We start from the raw sequence: 18,443 nt of genomic DNA, 5'->3' as shown, positions 1-18,443 counted from the left end.
CCTAAGTTTGTGCCTTAGTTTTTGACTTAGTGGTCGTGAGCTTCACCAGCCCCTTTAGGGAAACGAATACCTTCAACCATATCGACAACATTTTGTGGCACTGCTGCAGTCACCTTGCTTACAGCAAATGCAACGGCAAAGTTAATCACCATACCAAGCATACCAATACCTTCAGGTGAGATACCTAGGAACCAGTTGTCTGGGTTATTATCTGCAACATTAACAAACTTGAAGTAAATGATATAGCTTGCAGTAAATGCTAAACCAATCACCATGCCCGCAATCGCACCTTCTTTGTTAATCGTTCTAGAGAAAATACCCATAATAATTGCTGGGAACAGTGACGATGCCGCCAAGCCGAACGCAATGGCCACCACCGCTGCTACAAACCCTGGTGGATTAATACCAAAGTAACCAGCCATGACAATACCGAGCGCGGCTGCAATTCGGGCAAACATCAACTCTTTCTTATCGGAAATATCAGGCATCAGGTTTTTCTTCAATAAATCATGAGATACCGATGTAGAGATAACCAACAACAGACCTGCTGAGGTTGATAACGCGGCGGCTAGACCACCTGCAGCAACCAATGCGATAACCCATGCTGGTAAGTTGGCAATTTCAGGCGTTGCCAATACCATAATATCACGGTCAATCTTCATTTCACTTTCAGGACCTTTGGCATAATACATATTGCCATCGCTATTTTTGTCATCCCAAGTGATCAGGCCAGTCTTTTCCCAGTTCTTAATCCACTCTGGCGCGGTTTCATAAGCAACACCGGTTGATTCAGGGCCATTGATGGTTTCAATCATGTTAACACGTGAGAACGCTGCTAGTGCTGGAATCGTGGTGTACATAATCGCGATAAATACTAACGCCCAACCTGCAGATACACGGGCATCTTTCACTTTAGGTACAGTGAAGAAACGTACAATCACGTGTGGTAAACCCGCGGTACCAAACATCAGGGCACCAGTAATAAAGAACACATCAATCATGCTCTTAGAGCCTTCGGTATATTGGGAGAACCCGAGTTCAGCGGATAAGCCATCTAGCTTATCGAGCAGATACACGCCAGTACCATTACCCGCAGCATCGATTAACTCCGCACCAAAACCAATTTGTGGCAGTACATGGCCTGTCATCATCACTGAGATGAAAATCGCTGGAACCATAAAGGCGAAAATTAGTACGCAATATTGGGCAACCTGGGTATAGGTAATCCCTTTCATACCACCCAATACCGCATAGAAGAATACAACGGCCATACCGATGTAAACACCAGTCTCAACGTCAACCTCTAGGAACCGCGAGAACACCACACCCACACCACGCATTTGACCTGCAATATAGGTAAAGCAGATAAAGATGGCGCAGACGACAGCCACAGTTCTGGCCGCTTGCGAGTAGTAACGGTCACCAATAAAGTCGGGCACCGTAAACTTACCAAATTTACGTAGGTACGGAGCCATACAAAGCGCTAGCAGAACATAGCCACCCGTCCAACCCATTAGATATACCGAACCATCATAGCCGGTAAAAGAGACGATACCTGCCAAAGAAATAAACGATGCCGCTGACATCCAATCTGCTGCTGTGGCCATGCCGTTCATCACAGGGGGAACACCGCCGCCAGCTACATAAAATTCTTTAGTTGATCCCGCACGAGACCAAATCGCGATACCGATATACAGGGCGAACGTTACGCCCACAATCAAATACGTTAAAGTTTGAACATCCATCTCTATACTCCTTTAGTCTTCGTGCACGTCATATTTTTTATCAAGTGCATTTGCCTTCGCTACATAAACGAAGATAAGCGCGACGAAGACATACATAGAGCCCTGCTGAGCAAACCAGAAACCTAGTTTGAAGCCCATAAAGTGGATCTCATTAAGTACATCTACTAATAAAATTCCGCATCCAAACGACACGAATGCCCATACCGCTAATAGGCTAAGAACTAGGCGTAAATTTTCCCGCCAATAGCCCTCAGCTTTTTCATTATTTTCAAAACTCATAGCGACTCCCCTGTGCTGTTTTTTTGATTTAAGTCACAGTTAATCTATCAAGCAGGGAAAGGAGAACAATCAAGACCTTAGTCTAACGCTGGCGTAAACCCTGCCAGAATAAAAATATTTAACACGTAAAAACAACAGTTTACATATTGACGCGCACGTCAACCCAACACTAAACGGTCAGCCCTACCTTAGACTAAGGTCGAGTTAGAATTAGCAATTATGTAACAACTCAACTAAAAGTTTATTGACTTTACCTAGAGGCCTAGCACCAAACGGACCTCGAAATCAGTACAATAAAATAAGGCTCGCTGCTTGATCAGGGCCAAATTGATGGCTCTAGGTCAATAACATACGTAAAGTGTGGCTAGTACATGGCAAGAATGGAATTTAAGGGCAGTCATACCGCAGCGGGCTGATGGCCAGATAACGAATCAAGCAGCGGCTAGATAAGCCAAAATATCTAAGCAACAGCGCTAAAACTAGTGGGCATATAATTGAAATGTCAGGCAGTTTAGGCGCTTATAAACACCTAAACTGACAACTTTAACCTTGCAGGTTTAGCTTCGCTTTAGTAGTTACCACTACTTTAAGTTGGCTAGGTAGGTGAGTAACTCGGCTAATTCAGCGGCAGGCCGACTGGTATTGTTCACCATATATTGACCGTTAACCAAGATAGCGGGGACACCGCGAATGCCCGATAATTGCGTTTGGCTATCATAATTAGACAGACTCAATTGCATATCAGCTGAGGCCATTAACGCCTCAACTTTGTTAGCATCCGCACCATTAGCAACGAACAGATCGACAACTTGCTGTGGGCGCGTAAAAGGCCCTTGCTGTTGGTGAATATGATTAAATATTTGCCCATGCATCAACTTACCCATTTGCAGTTTTTGCGCGACAAAAAAAGCTTGTTGGCTTAGCATCCAGCTTTCACGCCCTGCCCCTACTGGTGTGTGAGTAAAGGTAATTGATTTATCCAACAGCTTGGCCACCTGTTCAAAATGCGGATCTTGTCGGTAACAATGACCACAGTTGTAAGAGAAAAACTCCCTAACGACTGGTTGGTTACTCTCTGGTATCCCTGAAACTTTGACAAAATCTGTACCTTCGACAAATTCTTTGGCATTAACCTTCGATACAGCAACCGACAGCAGACAAGCAAGCAACACAGATGTAAAAACAGTGGATAGTCGTTTCATTTAAGGCACTCCTTACGCCAGTAAAATAGTAAACTAATAAAACAGCCATGCAGTGGCTACCGTTAGCAATGCTCTAGCATCACCATAGGATCTAAATAGTGGTATCGGTAATTAAGCTCATTTACGATCTTCTGTCCACAAACGGTTTTATCCAAACTCGCGTCATTATCTACGGCGAAAGCAGGTGCGGGCAAACCTAGCTTCTGGGTTGCTGCAAAATAAAATGCTTGTTTAGTCGGGTGTTGTTCAGCACACACGTTGAATATATTGTTAGCGCTATGCTGTGCCTGCAACACCTGATAGGTCGCACCAATACAATCATCAAGGTGGGTCATATTAACTGATAGGTTTGCCCCAGCAATGTCACGCTTACCGGCAAAAAAACGCCCTGGTGCACGCTTGGGGCCAACAAGTCCCGCAAAGCGCAGTACAGTGCAACACGAATAATCTAAAAACAGTTGCTCTGCCGCTAGCAGGGTCTGGCTTTTATCGTCATAGGCGCTAGCGGACGTTTCATCATGACAACGGCCATCTGCGGCATAAACACCTGTGGTACTGACAAAAACAACTCGCTGATACTGGTGGTCGCCAATCAATGTTTTTAGCTTTTGTAAGCGCTCAAGGTAATCGCTTTTGCCGCTGCGAAGTCCCGGGGGAATATTGACAATCAAGGCATCTTGCCATAAAGCTTGCTGCGTCTTATTGAGCTGCTCAGATTGGCTTGTTGAATCATTGAAGGCACAGGTATCATCAAGATCGAGGGCAAAACCATGAATACCGTCTTCACTGAGCGCGTCGGCCCCTTGTGGCGTTCTTTTGGAGCCAAATACTTTGAGGTTTTTATCTAACAGAAATTTGGCCAACGGGGTACCAAACCAACCGCAACCAACAATAGCAACAGAAGTGATCATAAGATTTATTTTTACTGAATCGAAGGAAGGTAACGATACGCCATTACAGGCAAGATTTCATGCCTATTATTCAACGCCACTGAAATAAAAGCAGATCCCAGTGTCTGCCTGCAGTACTTTCATCGCACCTTCTGACAGCTCCTCAAGTTTAACCACCCTGGTCACTGTCACGCCCTCTTGGCTTAGAAAGCGTAATGCCGCACCACTGCCATCGGTTTCACAGGCCCACACTTGTGGCTGCTTCACTTCTTTCGCTGTCATCATGACCTTGCCGACACAGCCATTAGATAGCTCAACTAAGGTGCCTGGTGGGTAAATCCCCAGAATTTTAACTAGAACTTCAATGAGTTTTTCAGTGTGTTTACCAGCACGATTTTTAAATAAATAGCCTAAGGCAATCTGTGGTGAACTGATTTCACCAGACCACAACTGTTTATCGTAGTCATTGGCTAGACTAACAATTTGCGTTGTCGTAGCGATTTTGCTTTCTACTAATCCATCCGGGTAACCAGAACCATCAATAAACTCGTGATGATGTAACACGATATCGAGCATAGGTTTAGGGTACAGGCCAGACTTATTGAGCATGTCGTAACCGAAGTTAGGATGCATCTTCATAAAGTTGGCTTCTTGCGCCGTTAATGCTGTTTTTTTGCGGCGGATAACATCAGGCACTTTAAGCTTACCAATATCATGAAACAAACACCCTAAGGCAATGTCTCTCATGGCCGATTTGGGTAAATCGAGCGCTTTGGCAATCATTAACGACAACACTGCCACCGAAATGCCGTGCTGAGTAACGCTGGCATCGCTCTCCCCAGCGCTCACCAATGCAAGATATGGCTTTTCCACTTCAAGCATGTGCTCTAACATCTCTTCCACTAAACCGGCTGCTGCGCGATAGGCCCCTTCAGGATCGCTTGCGACCTTTCCAAAAGAGGAGCGACTTTCATTGACGCAGTCGATAAAACGTTGCTGACTTAATCGCAGTGACTTACGGACTTGCACTTTAGGATCAACTTGTTTGACTTCGACCGGTTTATCTTCGACAACTTGCTCGGCTTCTGCCAAAGCTTGCTCAATCAGCTCCTGTCCTGATAACAAAATAACATAGGGCACACCCAAGCTCTTGATCAACTCGATTTGGGTTGCATCTTTAATCTCTACACGATTGAGTAGAAAAGGATGGTTTTTCCACGACATTGGCAACTTCACCGTTATCCCAACTTGTAGTTGCGACACCGGCAATTGCATTGGCTCAGTTCGGGACACCAGAAACTCCATTTATTTGTCGGTAACACATTTGACCAACAGCCCTATGATAATAAAAACGTTTAAATTGATTTATCTTAATAAGATAACTATAGCTGATAGTTTAAATATTACGTCAAATGTCATAAAAATGACAAGTGACAATAAGACCGGCAAGCTAGAGATTTGTGAGTCAGCAGGCAGATTTACAAGCGGATATCACTGGACGGAGAGCCACTGACAGCAATAATATCGAGCCAAATGCATTAGCAAAGACTAATAAGGATGGGTGGATTGGTGAACACCTGAGTTACCAAGTGCAGTCATTTTCGCCAAGACTAACCAACAGCGGTTAATTCGCAACATAAAATTCACAATTCTATTTTTGAACATTGTATACAATATTCATTATGCTATTATCTTTCTTGTTCTTTAGAGGCTCATAGGCGACCCCGACTATGGAACTTTAAAGAGTGTTGCTGTCAATTGTCCTTACTGCTAAGGCACTACATCTAACTTCATGTAGCTGTTTTAGTAAGGCTTTTTTGTTAACATTCCTGGAACATTACATGAAGAGTTTTCTTCATTTAGGTTCGTTGGCGCTGCTTATTGGCAGCGCCTTTTTTTATTCTTTTTGCCAATCTTTCAAATAATAATGTAAGCGTTTCGACTGCCAGATATACAACAAGCTCCAAAATAGAAACAGTGCATCTAGGCCAAAACTCCAGGTAAACAGGAATTGATTATGGATTAAACGTTGCATCAGCAATGCACCGTCCACTGCCAGTAACAGCAACAACAACCATTTCAATTTGGCAAATATCGGGATAAGCCATAAGGGCTTGCGCTTTCGCTCAGCGATAACTACCCCATAAAGTAATAACGCACCAAAACCCGCAGCCAACGCCATTAAGAAATCGGTTTTATGGGGATAAAACAGTGCTACTAGGCCAGCTCGGTCACTGGCTTGTGTCAATGAAGCCGCAAATACGCACCAGCCGCGTGCAATAAACACCAACATCAAATAAAGCATCGGTGGCGGCTTAATGTGGCCATTGTCATCAAGCCAAGTTATGTGTCCAAAATTCACTCATCTCCCCCTTATGTTACTTGTTATATGGAGGTAAATAACTCAAAAACAATGCACCTTGAATAAAAATCAGCATTGTCGGCCTGTACCATTGCTTTTATATAAGAAAAAACACCAGCTCATAGCTGGTGTTTTTTACCGACGGCTGACATCAGATTACTAGCCGTTTAACAAATCCAGCAGTTCTGCTTCATCAATAACTTTGACACCTAGATCTTGCGCTTTAGTCAGCTTAGAACCCGCAGCTTCACCCGCAACCAAACAATCGGTGTTTTTCGATACGCTGCCAGCGACTTTAGCACCGAGTGCTTGTAAACGTGCTTTAGCATCATTGCGGTTAAGTTGGGTCAAGGTACCGGTGAGCACCCAAGTTTGGCCTTTGAGAGACAATTCATCGTCACTCACTTGCGCTATCTCTGGCCAATTAATCCCTGCTGCAATTAATCTATCAACCACTTCAACATTATGCGGCTGCGCCCAAAAATGCACCAGGTGTTTAGCGACAATCACCCCCACATCATCCACTTTGATAAAAGCCTCTTCATCTGCAGTTTTAATCGCTTCAATGGTTTTAAAGTGGTTCGCTAAGTTGGCAGCGGTGGCCTCGCCTACTTCACGGATCCCAAGCGCATATATAAACCGAGCCAAGCTAGTCTGTTTGGCATGATCAATCGCGCCAACAAGCTTAGTTGCTGACTTAAGTCCCATGCGGTCAAGCATTGTCATGGCCGAAGCTGTCAGTTTAAATAGATCTGCTGGGCTACTGACTAACTCTTTATCAATCAACTGTTCAACGACTTTGTCACCCATACCGTCGATGTTCAACGCCTTACGAGATGCAAAGTGCTTAATGGCTTCTTTACGCTGCGCTTCACAATACAAACCACCGGTACAACGAGCAACGGCCTCACCTTCGACACGCTCAACCATACTGTCACAAACTGGGCATGTTTCAGGAAACACAATCGCTTGCGCTGTATCTGGACGCTTGTCTTTAACAATGGCAACAATTTGCGGAATAACATCACCCGCACGGCGAATAATGATGCTATCGCCTACCATCACACCGAGTCGAGCGATTTCATCTGCGTTATGTAAGGTAGCGTTAGATACGGTGACACCACCGACAAATACCGGCTGCAATCGCGCTACTGGCGTTATAGCGCCAGTTCGACCCACTTGAAAATCCACACCTTCTAAGGTTGTTATCTCTTCCTGAGCCGGAAATTTATAAGCGGTTGCCCAGCGAGGCGCGCGGGCGACAAAGCCAAGTGTCTGTTGTTGCTCTATCCCATCGACCTTAAGCACCACGCCATCAATTTCATAAGACAGTGACTCTCGACGAGTCAAAATATCTTGGTAGTAATCAAGCACACTTGCGGTATCGCTGCACAGTTTGACCTCACTACTCACAGGGAAGCCCCACGACTTAACCTGCATCAGTTGACCATAATGGCTATCCGATAACGGCCACGATTCTGGCTCAACAACCCCTAACGCATAGGCGTAGAATGCCAATGCACGGCTGGCGGTTATTTTGCTGTCTAATTGACGCAAGCTGCCAGCAGCGGCATTACGGGGATTAACAAATACCTTATCGCCCTTGGCCGATGCTCGCTGGTTAACCGCATCAAAAGCGGCTTTGGGCATAAACACTTCACCGCGCACTTCCAGTAACGGCGGAAAATCATCGCCACGTAGTTTTAACGGTATTGAGCGAATAGTGCGCACATTCTCGGTGATATCTTCACCCACAAGGCCATCACCACGAGTGGCCGCGCGTTCAAATACACCGTCACGGTACAATAAACTCACCGCGAGTCCATCTAGTTTGGGCTCGCAGCAAAAGCTTAAATCTGAACCGACTTTATCGACTATGCGTTTGTGAAATGCATCAAATTCGGTTTGATCAAACACATTGTCTAAACTCAGCATCGGCTTCAAGTGGTTTATTTGTTCGAACTTATCTAACGCAACCCCGCCAACACGTTGGGTTGGCGAATCTGCGAGTATGAGCTCTGGATGTTGCTGCTCTAGCCCTTGAAGCTCTCGCAATAAACGATCGTATTCAGCATCCGGTATTGAAGGCGCATCATCAACATAATACCGATAGTTGTGGGTGTTAATTTCTTCGGTTAATTGACTAATACGCTTTATGATTTCTTGCATTTGTGTATCCAAATTAAGCAAAAGAGGCCGCGAATGCGGCCTCAGTTTATCTGATTGATTTTACTAGGCAGTATGTTGACGAATACGTTGTAAATAATTCTGCTTAGTCGCTTCACTCCACTCTTCTCGGCCACCATCGAGTAGTTTTCCGCCTAAGTCATCAGCAAGCTGATGGGCAGAGTTGAGCATAATAGAGAAATTCATTAGTGGTTCACCATAGCAAGGCAGCGTCATAAATAACACCACTCCATGGGTACTGAATTGCTCCATATCATCTGGGTTAAATACCCCAGGTTTTACCATATTGGCTAATGAAAATAGCACTTTACCTGTGCCAGCATTGTCTTCATGGCGGTGGAAAATATTCATGTCCCCAAACTTGAAGTTCAGTGCCAGTAAACTTGGCAGTAGCTCTGCGCCGTTAAGCTCACCTTCGTTGGCGACCACATGCAACACTAATACATCTTCGGGCTCAGGTAGCGGAGCATCAACCTTTTCTTCAATGGCTGAGGCCTGTTCAATTTGAGGTTCAGCCACAGGCTCAGCTTCGAACAAACTTGGCTGCGCGGGTGCAGGTTCCGGTGCTAACCCCAAATCCATTTGCACATTTTCAGCTGCGGCATCAGAGCTTGCAGTTAATTGTGGCTCTTGTTTGGCTTTAGGTGCTTTTGTCGTTGGTTGATTAGATAATGAAAAATCAACTTCGGGATCATCGTCAACATCATCGATAGCACTGAGAACCGGCTCTTGCGGCGACATTTGACTGTTGTGCGAGCTCGATGTGGCCTTTGATGGCGTCACTTGTTGATATTGCTCACTATCGGTATTTTCTTCGGAGGCCTTTTTAACTCTCACCTCACCAATACCATCAGCATCAAAGCCATCTGCATCTTTAGGTTTATCAGTATATAAACCCGACATAGGGTTTTCTTTTAATGACTTTGGTTGCTGTTTTCTAATGGACCAAAAACCATGCACAAGTACCGCGATAATGGCTATCGCTCCTAAAACAAACAATACCAGTTGCAAATTTTCCATTGATTACCCTGTGTTTCCTAATAATTATACAGCGTCGGCCATCGCCACCGCTTCATCAATATCAACTGCGACTATACGTGAAACCCCCGCTTCATGCATAGTGACACCAATTAATTGATCAGCCAATTCCATGGTGATCTTATTGTGACTTATATAAACAAATTGCACACTAGCTGACATCTCTTTAACCAATCGGCAGAAACGGTCTACATTGGCATCATCTAGTGGTGCATCAACTTCATCCAACATACAAAAAGGCGCCGGATTAAGCCTAAAAATAGCAAATACCAATGATAAAGCGGTTAGCGCTTTTTCTCCACCCGAAAGCAGGTGAATTGTACTATTCTTTTTACCCGGTGGCCTGGCCATAATGGTTACACCAGTTTCGAGCAAATCATTATCATCGGTCAATGCAAGGTGGGCGCTACCTCCCCCAAATACTTTAGGAAACAGCACCCCTAAATCTCGATTAACCTTGTCATAGGTTTCTTTAAATCGAGATTTTGTTTCTTTATCAATCTTTCTTATCGCTTCTTCCAATCGAGTCAACGCGCTGGTCAAATCGCTATCTTGACTATCAAGGTAGTGTTTGCGTTCACTTTGTTGCTCAAACTCTTCAATCGCCGCCAAGTTTATCGCGCCAAGGTGCTCTATTTGAGCCTTAACACGACTGAGCTCTTTTTGCCGCCATTGCAGTGATTTACTTACATCCAATTCAGCACTAATCGCTTCAAGATTAATTTGTTGCTCATCAATCAGCAATTGCTGAGAATCAAGCTGACCTTTAATCCCCTCTCGACGTAACTTTAACGTGCTGATCGCTTGAGTCAAGTGCTCAATCTTTCCAAGCCGTTGTTTTTGTTCTACTCCTAACTGTTCAAACTGCTGCTGTAATTGACTTAATGTGGCCCTAACCTCTGACAAATCCGCTTGCTGCTGAGTTTGAGTTGCCAACAAGCTAGCCAGCTTCTGCTGCATCTTTTGCAGTGCATCACTATCATCAATACTGTCGGAAAGCTGCAGTTTTAGTTTGTCCAATCGCGAGTCAAATTCATCAAGTTGACCTTGATACTGCTGTATTTGCTGTGCATGCAATGTTTGCTGTGATTGTAGCTGCTGAATATGACGCTGCTGCTTAAGAAGTTGTGCGCTTGATTGCTGCGCAGATTGCGACAAGGTTTTGCGCTGAGCATCGCAATTGGCAAGCTGTGCTGTTAATCGTTCAACTTGAAGCTGCGCTTCCTGCTGTTGTTGCTGGTATACCGCCAACTGCTGGCTATGGCTGAGGGCTTGCTGCTGTAACTTTTGCAACTGCTGCTGCCAAGTTTGCTGTTGTTGAAGCAAGTGTGTTTTTTGCTGCTCAACCACGCGTATACTGGCATGCTCAGCTTCAATATCAGCGCGTAGCTGTGTCAAGCTCACTTGGTACTGCTGATGAGATTTTATCGCTTGTTCTTGAGCCTGTTTATGGCTCAGTTGCATCGTCAATTGTTCGCTGTACGCGCTACGCACTTTTGCCAATTGAATTTCACTCGCGGCAATACTGTCAGTTAGCGCATCAAGTTCTGCACGCAGCTGCACCAGTGATAAGGTATTAATTGATTTTTGCAGCACAAACCCCTGCCCCACTAGATAACCATCAGCCGTGATAATACGCTCATGCGGGGCAAGGCCAGTGACACGCTGCTTGGCGATATCGAGCGTCTGCTCCCAATGAACATCTTTTAACCACGGAGACAGATTTACCTCGGTTTGCAGTCCTGGCCACTCAGCCGGTTGTGCGGTATTGAAACCAAGCTGGTTAACGTCCACTTCGACTTGCTGGGTCAATATGGATTCGAGTAGCACATCGACGGCAGCCTCCCAACCTGGCTTGACAGCAATACACTGCCATAAGGCTGCACCTTCTTGCTTATCAGCATCTGGCAGCAATTGCGTCACTGCTGCAGAGCGGCCTCGCTCTTCAGCAAGAGACTGTGCTAGCGCTTCTTCTTGAAGCTTGAGCTGATGACATTGCAGCTCTGTTTTTGCTAGTTGCTCGGCACTCGTCTTAATTAACTGCTGCGCATTATCTTGGGCAGCAAGCTGAGAAGTAAGCTCATCTTGATAACGGTTTAAGTTTTCATGATGGCTTTGGGTATTGAGCTGGCTAAGTTGATGTTCACTTTGCTGTATTTGCTGCTGTAAATTGTGGCTTTGCTGCTCAGCATGCAGCTCATCTCGCTTAGCAACCTCCGTCGCATGATGTTTTTCTTTGCTGGTAAACTGTTGCTGCTGTAGCGCTTCCCTCGCGTCATCATACAGTGCTTCAGCTTCAAATAACTGTTCTTTGAGATTATCGCAGTCGAGTTGCAGCTGCGACTCAACATCAGTGGCTTGGGTTAACTCTTGAGCTAATACCGCCTGTGCACTGCTAGTGTCACTATGTTGCTGCGTTAACGCCAGTTGGCGTTGATGTATATCGGCGACCTGCTCAGTTAAATGCGCATCTTGCTGTACGGTATGTTTAATGGATTGTTCAAGCTTGGCAATTTCGGTGCTGCTTTGATAGTAACGCTCTACATACTGATGTTCATTTTTATCGAGTTCATCAATACTGAGTTTGACTTGGGTCATCTGCAACGATAGCGCTTGTTTTTGCGCATCAAGTTCACTCAATGACAATTGGTGTTCATTAAGTTGCTGGTTAATAGTGTCAGTTTGACTGGTAAACTCTAAGAATCGGCTAACGGTGAGCTCGGCATCTAATTGGCGCTCTGCCTGTTTTAGCTGGCGATATTGTTTCGCATCCTGTGCTTGTTCTTCAAGCTTTTGCAATTGACGTTGTAATTCTTGGCGAATATCCCCTAATCGCTCAAGGTTTTCTCGGGTATGACGAATTCGATTTTCCGTTTCACGGCGGCGCTCTTTGTAACGCGATATCCCTGCCGCTTCTTCGATAAACACCCGTAACTCATGGGGCTTAGATTCAATCAGCCGAGAGATTGTCCCCTGCTCAATGATGGCATAACTTCTGGGGCCTAAACCTGTCCCCATAAACAGATCAGTCACATCTTTACGGCGACATTTTTGACCATTGAGGAAATAACTCGAATCGCCATCACGACTGACTTGACGTTTTACCGCAATCTCTTGATAGCTGGCATACTGGCCGGCTAAACGCCCCTGTTGATTATCAAATAACAACTCGACACTGGCCACCGATACCGGCCGCCTAGCGTTGGAACCATTAAAAATAACATCAGCCATAGAATCACCACGAAGGTGCTTGGCAGAGCTTTCCCCTAACACCCAACGTACAGCGTCAATAACATTAGACTTGCCACAGCCATTGGGCCCGACAATCGCAGTTAAGGGTTGGTTAAAAGGGATTTTAGTAACATCGACAAACGACTTAAATCCAGCAAGTTTTATCTGTGTGAGTCTCATTAAATAGAGTAAAGTCGTTTAGCTTTTAATCAGTTAGACTTTGACAACCTAACTAAGGTAAGTGAGTGTCCCCACTTTAGCAAAGCACGCCGCATTTTGTAACGTTTTTTATTCCCTAGATGCCATGCTAATGCTTGTTTTTACAGCGTTGCTACCGCACAATCGATACATATTCACTGTAACAACGACCTAACGTATATTTATGAATCAACCAGCTGCAACTAAACCTAAAAGCGGAGTGAACTATTTCCTCGATGGCTTTGCGCTAATTAAGCGTCCAGGGTTAAGAAGTTTTGTCTTTATTCCGCTGATGATTAACCTGCTGTTATTTGGCTCTGTGATCTACTTTGCCATTGGCGAGCTAGAACGGGCTTTTGCTTGGATATCGGCGCAGCTTCCTGACTATTTAAGCTGGCTCAATTTTTTGCTGTGGCCGTTAGCGGTGATCACTTTGCTAGTGGTGCTGTCATTTATATTTAGTTCGGTAATGAACTGGCTCGCCGCCCCATTTAACGGCCTACTAGCCGAAAAGGTGGAGCAACACCTTACCGGTAAAGATCTCAACACTGGTGGTACGGTTGATTTAATCAAAGATTTACCGCGCATTTTGGGGCGGGAATGGATAAAACTAAAATACTATCTTCCCCGTGCAATCGTGTTTTTATTATTGTTTTTGGTGCCTTTTATCGGCCAAACTTTAGCGCCGGTACTGTGGTTTTTGTTTAGCGCTTGGATGATGGCGATTCAATATTGTGACTACCCTTTTGATAATCATAAAGTGCCATTCGATGATATGAAATTTGCACTGAATCAAACCAAAGGCAGCAGTTTTAGCTTTGGTGCAACAGTGACGTTATTTTCCATGATTCCCATTGTGAACTTTATCGTCATGCCAGTGGCGATTTGTGGCGCAACGGCCATGTGGGTTGATAAGTATCGTGTAGCCTATAAAAACGATGCTGTGGCTCCTGAATAATGGCCCTGAATAATGTCCCTGAATAACGACATAGAGACTATCTGCTAGTGTCTAAATACTAAAAATTAGACACTAGCGATTAGATATTAGCGAGAAAACAGCCAAGATATGACGGTTAGCGCGGCAACTAATCTCGTGCTAACCAGTAAACCTGCTACTTTCAATCCCTTTGCTTGCTGTCACCCCTTGGCTTTAAGTCTTGTGCAGCGAATATCCTCACCATCTAGCTAACTGCCATGCAATGGCCCTTGTCCATATTCCTTTGGCAATGGCCCTTTGGCATTGGCCACATCGTTAAACGGCCAACCCGATAACAAACTGCAACCAATAGACACCAATTGTAACAAATATAAGTTAAGCTCAGCGGCTGTTTGCTGGCAAAATAGCCCCAAACGATAACAAATAAACCTCAAAAGATTAGCATTAATTACACATGAGAAAATCAACCTTGTATCGCAGTGCAGTTGCTCTGCTAACTTGTTGTTTTTCGGCGTTAAGCCACGCCGGCAACAGCAGCCAATTTGCCATCGACATCCCCACTTTAACCACTGAAGCCACCATTGATGGCACCTTCGATGAAGCCGTTTGGCAGCAAGCGGCCACGGCGAGTTTACGTTTTGAAACCAGCCCAGGCGAGAACATCAGCGCCCCGGTTAAAACAGACGTGAAAATTTATGCTACTGAAACTACCCTCTATGTCGCCTTTAGCGCCTATGATCCCGAGGCCAAAGATAACCCACAAATAATTCGCAGCAACTATAGCGATCGCGATGATACCTGGGGCGATGATCTTGTTGGTATCAAGCTCGATACCTTTAACGATGCCAGATTAGCTTACCAGTTCTTTGTCAATCCCTTTGGTGTGCAAATGGACTCCATTGAAAATGAACTCACTGGTGATGAAAGTGATGCTTGGGATGGCATTTGGTACAGTGCAGCCACCCAGACAGAGCAGGGCTATCAAGTAGAAATAGCCTTACCGCTGCGGCTATTTAATTTCGATAGTCAATTAGCGATGCAACAATGGGGGATTGAGTTCATTCGCTTTTACCCACGCAGCCAAAATCATCGTTTGTCTACCCATCAAATCGACCGTAACAACAACTGCCAGCTATGCCAACTGGGTGTGGCACAAGGGCTCGCTGGCGCGAAAACCGGTAATGATTTACAGCTAACTCCCTCTCTTGTCGCTAACCGTCAGAGCCAACGCGCCCTCAACCCACAGCAAGCTTGGCAAGACGAAGACAATTTTGAGGCTGGGTTAGATGTGCGCTGGGGGATCACACCAAGTACCTTGCTAAGTGCCACCATCAACCCGGACTTTTCTCAAGTGGAGGCGGATGCTGGGCAATTAAATATCAACAGTACTTTTGCGCTGTTTTTCCCTGAAAAGCGCGCGTTTTTCCTTGATAATAAAGATTACTTTGATACCCAGCTAGACTTGCTTCATACCCGTAATATTGTCTCGCCAGACTTTGGTGCCAAGTTGACCAGTAAAGTCGATAACCACACTTTTGGCCTTATGGTTACTAACGATACCGAAACCAATTTTCTGGTGCCTGGTAACTTGAGTTCAGACATCGCGGAGCTCAACGATAAAAGTGTCAATTTAGTTGGCCGCTACCGCGCTGATTTATCTGATCAGTTGTCGATTGGCAGCTTATTGACCGGTAAAAAAAGTGATGAATATCATAATTATGTCGCCAGCGCTGACATTAAATATCAACCCAGTGCTCAAGATACCTTCACAGCGCAATACGTATACTCAAATACGCTATATCCCGAAGACTTGTTTCGCAGTTTTTGCAGCAATGAAGACTGTAAACCCGTTCAAGATTGTGACTTAAGTGATTGCGGCGTCAATGAGCGCGTGTTGCGCACCCGCCAAGATGACGAGATCCAAGATAGCCTATACAAAGTCAAATATATCCACGAACGCCGCAATTGGTATGCGTTAACCCAATACGAATCGATAGGTGAGGATTTTCGCGCCGATCTCGGCTTTATCGATAAGGTTGATGTCAATAAATTTGTGATTGGTGGCGGTTACACTTGGTATCCACAATCTCAACCTTTGCACCGCATACAGGTCAGCGGAGATTGGGATATCAGCCACAATCAAAAAGGTGCGATGATTGAGCGTGAATCTGAGATCAAGCTAGAGCTAGAAGGCGCCATGCAAAGTTATACCGCCATGGGCTATGTTTACCGTGACCGTGTTGGCCGCCGTATTGACAGCTCGTCATTAGACATTAAGGACAACACCACCCTATTTACCGAAAAACTGGCTTGGCTTTATGGTAACTTCACCCCGATAAGCCCGTTGAAATTAGCACTGGATATCAATTACGGCGATGCCATCGACTTTTCCAACAATCGCCTAGGTAAGGAGTTTATGATAAACCCTGAGGTAGAGTGGAAAGTCAATCATGCCATTAGTTTAGATGCTTCGCACATTTATCAACATTTAGATGTTGATGGTGGCGAGCTATTTAACGCTAACCTAACCGATATTCGCCTTAACTGGTATTTAAACCTAAATCATTTTATTCGAGTTTCGAGTATCTATACGCAAATTGAGCGCGACCCTTCCCTGTATCTTTATCACCAGCCTAGAGCCAAATCTAGCCAGTTGGGCAATGAAGTTTTATACGGCTATAAACTCAATCCACAAAGTGTGTTTTACCTTGGTTATTCTGACGGCCTTATCAGCAACGACGAAATTGACAGTTTGACCCACAATGAGCAAACCTACTTTATGAAAGTTAGCTATGCGTGGCTGTTATAAAAATCCCCAACAAAAAAGGTGAGCTAATTACGCTCACCTTGTTAATCTTCTACCTATATTTATCTCAATAATGAAAGAACTCTCGCTAGCCTGTTAACCTAACCGCGGTCAGACTCTGCCATGTCCCTACGCCCAGTCTTACTCAGGTGCTAAGCAGACTAAATTACGTCCCGATTCCTTGGCGTCATACAGCGCTTTATCTGCGCGTTGCAGAAGCATATCCACAGACTCATCGACCAGTTCCGCAATGCCAATACTGACGGTAATCGCAAGCTCTCCTGCGGTCGTGCGAATGGGCAGTTCAGCTAATTGCGCCCTGAATTTATCCAATAAAACAAAGGCCTTATCTGCAGTTAACCCTTTAAAGGCGATGGTAAACTCTTCACCTCCGAACCGCGCTACAACGAAATGCTGGCCAAAGAAATGCCGCAGCCTAGCAGCAAACTCGATTAATACTTCATCGCCGACATCATGGCCGTAGGTATCATTGACTTGTTTGAAGAAATCAATATCTAGCAGCCCGACCGATAAAGTAGTCTGTTTTTGGATGATCTGCGGTAGGTGCTCTTCGAAGTGGTCGAAAAAATAGCGGCGACTATAGGTCGAAGTCAGATAATCTAAGTTTGCTTGTTCCCATAATTTGCGGATCATGTCCAACGAATTAAGCGTATTGAGTACCCGGCAGTGAAACTCTTCGTGCACAAAGGGCTTTTGCAAAAAGTCGTTGGCACCATTTTTAATAAACCGTGCAGATAGGCTTTGGTCATCGTCGCTAGACAAGCCAATAATCGCTAGCTCCTCACGACTAAATTGCTCTCTCACTTTCAAAATAAGCCCAAAACCATCTAACCCAGGCATATTGTAGTCAGTGATCAACAACTGAATGTCTTTTTGGTCTTGCAATATCTCCCAAGCAGAAAGACCATCGTCCGCTTCTATCACTTGGTAGAGGTGCTGCTCCAGCAGGCTGCGAACAAACTTGCGGCTTACCATAGAGTCATCAGCCACTAGGACTTTCACATCTTGATTGCGCTGTAATCGTTTAACGAGTGCAACTGCATACTCGTAACTAAATCGATTTTCTTTGAGGATGTAGTCGACAATACCCAACTGCAACAAACGTGTTCGCTGATCACCATCTAAGCTACCCGTTAACACAATACAGGGAATTTGCCTTGCTAACACTAGCTTGACTATCTCTCCTTCTGCCGCGTCAGGTAGGTTTAAATCTGTGATTGCGACAAAATAATCATGTTGTTGTAGCAGTTTTTTCGCGCTCGCGAGGTCTTCGGCATAGTCAACTTCGCATTCTAACTCCTGTGTGATTAGATGCTGCAAGATGCGTGTCACGACTTTGCTGTCTTCGACTACTAAAATTCGCAATTTATTCTCCTAGCTCCCCAGAGACCAACCGTGTTTACCTAACTTTGTCCATATGCGCTACTTATCGGTAAATCTACCAACGGGCTTTACACTCATTCCACAGCGGCAATCAGTATCAAAATAGGCCTTTGGCAATGGCATAAATTGTATCACTAAATCAACTTTTCACCAGCAGTTGATTG

13 protein-coding genes are annotated in these 18,443 nt (G+C 44.9%); 2 read left to right on the top strand and 11 right to left on the bottom strand.

The genetic code is table 11. From position 1 onward, the window contains the following. Nucleotides 1–26: 26 nt before the first annotated feature. The 9 genes from FLM48_RS08320 to FLM48_RS08280 all read right to left on the bottom strand — a co-directional run bounded on the left by FLM48_RS08320 (nucleotide 27) and on the right by FLM48_RS08280 (nucleotide 13,114). A complete protein-coding gene (locus tag FLM48_RS08320) occupies nucleotides 27–1,745 on the bottom strand; it encodes a sodium:solute symporter family protein (RefSeq protein ID WP_028774334.1) in 1,719 nt (572 codons plus the stop codon). A 12-nt stretch (nucleotides 1,746–1,757) separates the two neighbouring features. After that, complete coding sequence (locus tag FLM48_RS08315) at nucleotides 1,758–2,024, bottom strand: DUF4212 domain-containing protein (RefSeq protein WP_179024326.1); 267 nt, start codon at nucleotides 2,022–2,024, stop codon at nucleotides 1,758–1,760. Between the two features lie 581 nt (nucleotides 2,025–2,605). Continuing rightward, nucleotides 2,606–3,226 (bottom strand): thiol:disulfide interchange protein DsbA/DsbL, encoded by a 621-nt coding sequence (locus FLM48_RS08310; protein WP_037471446.1) that lies wholly within the window; start codon nucleotides 3,224–3,226, stop codon nucleotides 2,606–2,608. A 62-nt stretch (nucleotides 3,227–3,288) separates the two neighbouring features. Continuing rightward, entirely contained in the window at nucleotides 3,289–4,137 is an 849-nt protein-coding gene (locus tag FLM48_RS08305; protein ID WP_179024325.1) for an SDR family oxidoreductase, read from the bottom strand. Nucleotides 4,138–4,203: 66 nt separating this feature from the next. Continuing rightward, nucleotides 4,204–5,409: an HD domain-containing phosphohydrolase gene (locus FLM48_RS08300; protein WP_028774330.1), complete on the bottom strand. Its 1,206-nt coding sequence runs from the start codon at nucleotides 5,407–5,409 to the stop codon at nucleotides 4,204–4,206. A 604-nt stretch (nucleotides 5,410–6,013) separates the two neighbouring features. Beyond that, entirely contained in the window at nucleotides 6,014–6,478 is a 465-nt protein-coding gene (locus tag FLM48_RS08295) for a DUF2919 domain-containing protein (protein ID WP_179024324.1), read from the bottom strand. A gap of 159 nt (nucleotides 6,479–6,637) precedes the next feature. After that, nucleotides 6,638–8,647 carry an NAD-dependent DNA ligase LigA gene (gene ligA, locus FLM48_RS08290; protein WP_179024323.1) on the bottom strand — a complete coding sequence of 670 codons (2,010 nt, stop codon included), beginning with the start codon at nucleotides 8,645–8,647 and terminating at the stop codon, nucleotides 6,638–6,640. Nucleotides 8,648–8,710: 63 nt separating this feature from the next. Next, nucleotides 8,711–9,685, bottom strand: a complete 975-nt coding sequence (gene zipA, locus FLM48_RS08285; protein ID WP_179024322.1) for a cell division protein ZipA — start codon at nucleotides 9,683–9,685, stop codon at nucleotides 8,711–8,713. A 24-nt stretch (nucleotides 9,686–9,709) separates the two neighbouring features. Beyond that, nucleotides 9,710–13,114: a chromosome segregation protein SMC gene (locus tag FLM48_RS08280; protein WP_179024321.1), complete on the bottom strand. Its 3,405-nt coding sequence runs from the start codon at nucleotides 13,112–13,114 to the stop codon at nucleotides 9,710–9,712. A 202-nt stretch (nucleotides 13,115–13,316) separates the two neighbouring features. On the opposite strand from FLM48_RS08280, the gene cysZ reads away from it, so the two are divergent. Next, nucleotides 13,317–14,090 (top strand): sulfate transporter CysZ, encoded by a 774-nt coding sequence (gene cysZ, locus FLM48_RS08275; protein WP_028774325.1) that lies wholly within the window; start codon nucleotides 13,317–13,319, stop codon nucleotides 14,088–14,090. Between the two features lie 227 nt (nucleotides 14,091–14,317). Here cysZ and FLM48_RS08270 read toward each other — a convergent pair whose 3' ends face one another. Continuing rightward, entirely contained in the window at nucleotides 14,318–14,503 is a 186-nt protein-coding gene (locus tag FLM48_RS08270; protein ID WP_179024320.1) for a hypothetical protein, read from the bottom strand. A gap of 20 nt (nucleotides 14,504–14,523) precedes the next feature. On the opposite strand from FLM48_RS08270, the gene FLM48_RS08265 reads away from it, so the two are divergent. Beyond that, on the top strand, nucleotides 14,524–16,878 hold the full coding sequence (locus FLM48_RS08265; RefSeq protein WP_179024319.1) for a carbohydrate binding family 9 domain-containing protein: 2,355 nt from the start codon (nucleotides 14,524–14,526) through the stop codon (nucleotides 16,876–16,878). A 138-nt stretch (nucleotides 16,879–17,016) separates the two neighbouring features. On the opposite strand, the gene FLM48_RS08260 is transcribed toward FLM48_RS08265, so the two are convergent. Next, entirely contained in the window at nucleotides 17,017–18,261 is a 1,245-nt protein-coding gene (locus FLM48_RS08260) for a response regulator (protein ID WP_179024318.1), read from the bottom strand. Nucleotides 18,262–18,443 lie beyond the last annotated feature (182 nt).

Source organism: Shewanella sp. Scap07 (assembly GCF_013394145.1).
GTDB lineage: Bacteria > Pseudomonadota > Gammaproteobacteria > Enterobacterales > Shewanellaceae > Shewanella > Shewanella waksmanii.
This window is presented reverse-complemented; position numbering and strand designations above follow the sequence as displayed.

What these genes read in the sequence shown, in the direction of transcription:
- FLM48_RS08320 (WP_028774334.1), bottom strand. Translation starts at nt 1,745, where the DNA reads ATGGATGTTCAAACTTTAACGTATTTGATTGTGGGCGTAACGTTCGCC.
- FLM48_RS08315 (WP_179024326.1), bottom strand. Translation starts at nt 2,024, where the DNA reads ATGAGTTTTGAAAATAATGAAAAAGCTGAGGGCTATTGGCGGGAAAAT.
- FLM48_RS08310 (WP_037471446.1), bottom strand. Translation starts at nt 3,226, where the DNA reads ATGAAACGACTATCCACTGTTTTTACATCTGTGTTGCTTGCTTGTCTG.
- FLM48_RS08305 (WP_179024325.1), bottom strand. Translation starts at nt 4,137, where the DNA reads ATGATCACTTCTGTTGCTATTGTTGGTTGCGGTTGGTTTGGTACCCCG.
- ligA (WP_179024323.1), bottom strand. Translation starts at nt 8,647, where the DNA reads ATGCAAGAAATCATAAAGCGTATTAGTCAATTAACCGAAGAAATTAAC.
- zipA (WP_179024322.1), bottom strand. Translation starts at nt 9,685, where the DNA reads ATGGAAAATTTGCAACTGGTATTGTTTGTTTTAGGAGCGATAGCCATT.
- FLM48_RS08280 (WP_179024321.1), bottom strand. Translation starts at nt 13,114, where the DNA reads ATGAGACTCACACAGATAAAACTTGCTGGATTTAAGTCGTTTGTCGAT.
- cysZ (WP_028774325.1), top strand. Translation starts at nt 13,317, where the DNA reads ATGAATCAACCAGCTGCAACTAAACCTAAAAGCGGAGTGAACTATTTC.
- FLM48_RS08265 (WP_179024319.1), top strand. Translation starts at nt 14,524, where the DNA reads ATGAGAAAATCAACCTTGTATCGCAGTGCAGTTGCTCTGCTAACTTGT.